This window comes from Pseudomonas sp. NPDC090233, from assembly GCF_044772285.1.
Classification (GTDB): domain Bacteria; phylum Pseudomonadota; class Gammaproteobacteria; order Pseudomonadales; family Pseudomonadaceae; genus Aquipseudomonas.
This window is the reverse complement of the sequence record NZ_JBIVYQ010000019.1, coordinates 1-2,958: the sequence shown is the minus strand read 5'-3', so window position 1 is coordinate 2,958 and position 2,958 is coordinate 1. Positions and strand designations below refer to the sequence as shown.

The following is a 2,958-nucleotide window of genomic DNA, read 5'->3' as shown; positions in this document are numbered from 1 at the left end:
GAGCAGACGCGAGTCAGAGCTGCGGTCAGAGTGGTCTTACCGTGGTCAACGTGGCCGATAGTGCCGACGTTAACGTGGGGAAGGGAACGATCAAACTTTTCCTTAGCCATCGATACAATCCTCCGCAGAAGAAATAGCATTACGCTGATAAAACAAAGGCAGATATTTTCATATCTGCCTTGTTTATATGGAGCTCTTGAGCGGACTTGAACCGCTGACCTCACCCTTACCAAGGGTGTGCTCTACCAACTGAGCTACAAGAGCGAAACACATTGCGCAAAATCCGGCAAACTTGGAGCGGGTAGCGGGAATCGAACCCGCATCATCAGCTTGGAAGGCTGAGGTTCTACCACTAAACTATACCCGCGGAGCTTGCGGCTCTCGCTAAAACTGGTGGAGGGAGAAGGATTCGAACCTTCGAAGCTCTCGCAACGGATTTACAGTCCGTCCCCTTTGACCGCTCGGGAATCCCTCCAGATGTGGCCGGCATTCTATTTGTCTGCCGTCCTAGTGTCAAGCGTTTTTTCAAATTTTTTCAATCAAATCTGAAACTTAGCTGCTTTGACACCGCTTCCAGCTCTACCACCTGAGTGGTGTTCCCTGTGAAGCGGGCGCCATTCTATCAAGCTATTCGCCAGTTGCAATACCCTGGCAGAAAATAATTTTATGTTTTAAGTCTTTGAAATCGTTGGAAAGAGTGGCGAGTACGGTTTGGTCCAGCAAACGCTCGCTTTCGGGCGCTACTTTAAGCCAGAGGCCATCCGCCCCAGGCAATTGGCCAGATACCGGCTGGGCATTGATATCCAGGCTGAACAGGCGCTGGCGCAGCGCATCGAGCTGCTCTTTACCTGCCAGGCCACCTACAACCAAACATTCCTCACGGCGCCGAGCCGGGGCAGAGACACCTGTTTCGCGCAGCAGGCGAATTTCTTGTTGATTACCCTTGTACAACGACAGCGGGGTGACATCCTTGGCTTTGAGTGGGGCTTCCTGCTGGTGCCAAACGTAGTAGAAGACGTTGAGCACCAGTAACAGCAGAAACAACCAACGCATAGGCACCTCAGTCCAAAGGGCAGGCCATGGCCAGGCCAACGAATACCAGGTCAGGGACAACACGCGCTTGTGGAGCAGCTTCACACACCAACGGCGCATCGCCACCGGTAAGAAACACGGTAAAGTCTTCACCCCACAACGCACGCGCTTGCTCGACCTGGATGCGCGCAAAACCCTGCAACATCAATACGCAACCGCGCTCTACTGCCTCGACAGTCGAGCGCCCAGGGGCGAGACTGTTCAGTGCGCGTTCTGCCGAAGCATCATCGTAACGGATCCGCCGGGTGTGCGTGCGCAACTGGCTGCGCATCAGCGGCATCCCCGGGCAGATGTAACCACCCAGATGCTCGCCATCTGCGGCTATAAAATCGGCTTTCGCAGCAGTACCCAGGTCAATCACAAGACAAGCCCCGCCAGCCAGATGGAACGCGCCCAAAGCCGCGAGCCAGCGATCCATGCCCAAGCGCTGGAAATCTTCATAGCCGTTACGAACACCAGCCATTTGCTGGGCGGGCTCCGCAACTCGCGCGACGACGGAAAACGCCTGGGCGATCAATCCACAGAGCGCAGCGGTTTCTTCCTCACTGCGCACACTGACGACACGGCAACCCGACAAACGCAATGACGTAAGCGCACTCACTTCAGCCACCAGCGCCTGATCCGAATCGACAATGCCGCCACCTACGATCGTCGCGTCGGCAGCGTGAATGACACGCCATTTAATGAAGCTGTTACCGCAATCGAGCTCAAGAATCATCACGCAACCTCAAACTGAGCTCACCACCACTGAAGCTCTTTTCCACACCGTCGACTTCAAGGCGCAACCCGCCCTGCCCGTCCACACCCAGCACCACCCCATCGATACGGGTACTGCCAGCAATAAGCGATACATTACGCCCCTGCCATAGATGAGCCTGCTCCCACTCCTCCTGGAATGCGGCAAAACCATACCGACGGTGACGCACCAGCTCATGCTGCAGTTGCTGACTGAGCATGGCTACCAGGCGATTGCGGTCAATTGTCGCGCCTATTTCACGCCGCATCGAGGTCCATTCCTGATCGACCTGTTGGTTAGCCTGCATGTTTACATTGATGCCGATTCCAAGGACGACGTGGCAGACATCCGCAGGATCACCGACCAGCTCCAGCAGAATGCCAGTGATCTTCTGCCCTCGAACAAGCACATCGTTGGGCCATTTCAACCCCACATCCTTCACACCAAAGGCTTGCAACGTGCGCATGACAGCCAAGCCCACCACCAGGCTCAAGCCCTCGAGCTGACGCATGCCTCCTTCGACACGCAGCACCAGGCTGTAATAGAGGTTTTCCGCAAAAGGGCTTACCCATTGGCGGCCGCGGCGACCGCGGCCAGCACTCTGGCGCTCGGCAATGACCAGAAATGGAGCAGCCTGGCCCTGACTGGCAAGCCGAAGCCCTTCAGCATTGGTCGAATCGATGGTTTCGTGGATGAACACAGGCCATTGGTCACCCTCGGCAAAGTCGGCGATCGCCTTCGCATCGAGCAGGGCGAGAGGCGCCGCTAGCTGGTAGCCACGCCCACGGACTTTGTGAATGGTGAGGTTCAGCTCACTCTCCAGGTGCTGCAGCTGCTTCCAAACGGCGCTGCGACTCACCCCGAGGGCTGCCCCCAAGGCTTCTCCGGAATGGAACCGGCCATCCTTGAGGAGATTTAACAACTTCAGCATGCCAGTCTCGACTTGGAATAAGGCAGGCATGATAGCTATGGGCAATGGGCTTGCATAGGAAAAGGGCCGCCCGAAAAGACCACGGACGCGGAGTTTTTCCGCCGGAAAAGACAAAACCCCTACCTGCTCGCGCAGATAGGGGTTTTGCGAAATGAATCTTGACGATGACCTACTCTCACATGGGGAAACCCCACACTAC

At 56.1% G+C, this 2,958-nt stretch carries 4 protein-coding genes and 3 tRNA genes; all 7 read right to left on the bottom strand.

The annotated features are described in order from the left end of the window. The coding region (locus ACIQUF_RS25530) for a GTP-binding protein (RefSeq protein ID WP_132579187.1) at positions 1-110 on the bottom strand (110 nt) is incomplete at its 3' end. Positions 111-188: 78 nt separating this feature from the next. Next, a tRNA-Thr gene (locus ACIQUF_RS25525) sits at positions 189-264 on the bottom strand. Between the two features lie 29 nt (positions 265-293). Then, positions 294-367: transfer RNA gene (locus tag ACIQUF_RS25520), tRNA-Gly, on the bottom strand. A gap of 24 nt (positions 368-391) precedes the next feature. Then, positions 392-475, bottom strand: a tRNA-Tyr gene (locus ACIQUF_RS25515). 152 nt (positions 476-627) lie between these two features. Then, positions 628-1,053, bottom strand: a complete 426-nt coding sequence (locus ACIQUF_RS25510) for a hypothetical protein (RefSeq protein WP_403136515.1) — start codon at positions 1,051-1,053, stop codon at positions 628-630. Between the two features lie 7 nt (positions 1,054-1,060). Continuing rightward, positions 1,061-1,810, bottom strand: a complete 750-nt coding sequence (locus ACIQUF_RS25505; protein WP_403136513.1) for a pantothenate kinase — start codon at positions 1,808-1,810, stop codon at positions 1,061-1,063. Then, the gene (birA, locus tag ACIQUF_RS25500) at positions 1,800-2,759 is read right to left on the bottom strand and encodes a bifunctional biotin--[acetyl-CoA-carboxylase] ligase/biotin operon repressor BirA (protein ID WP_403136511.1); all 960 of its coding nucleotides are present in this window, start codon (positions 2,757-2,759) and stop codon (positions 1,800-1,802) included. Before birA ends, ACIQUF_RS25505 begins: the two co-directional genes overlap by 11 nt. Positions 2,760-2,958 lie beyond the last annotated feature (199 nt).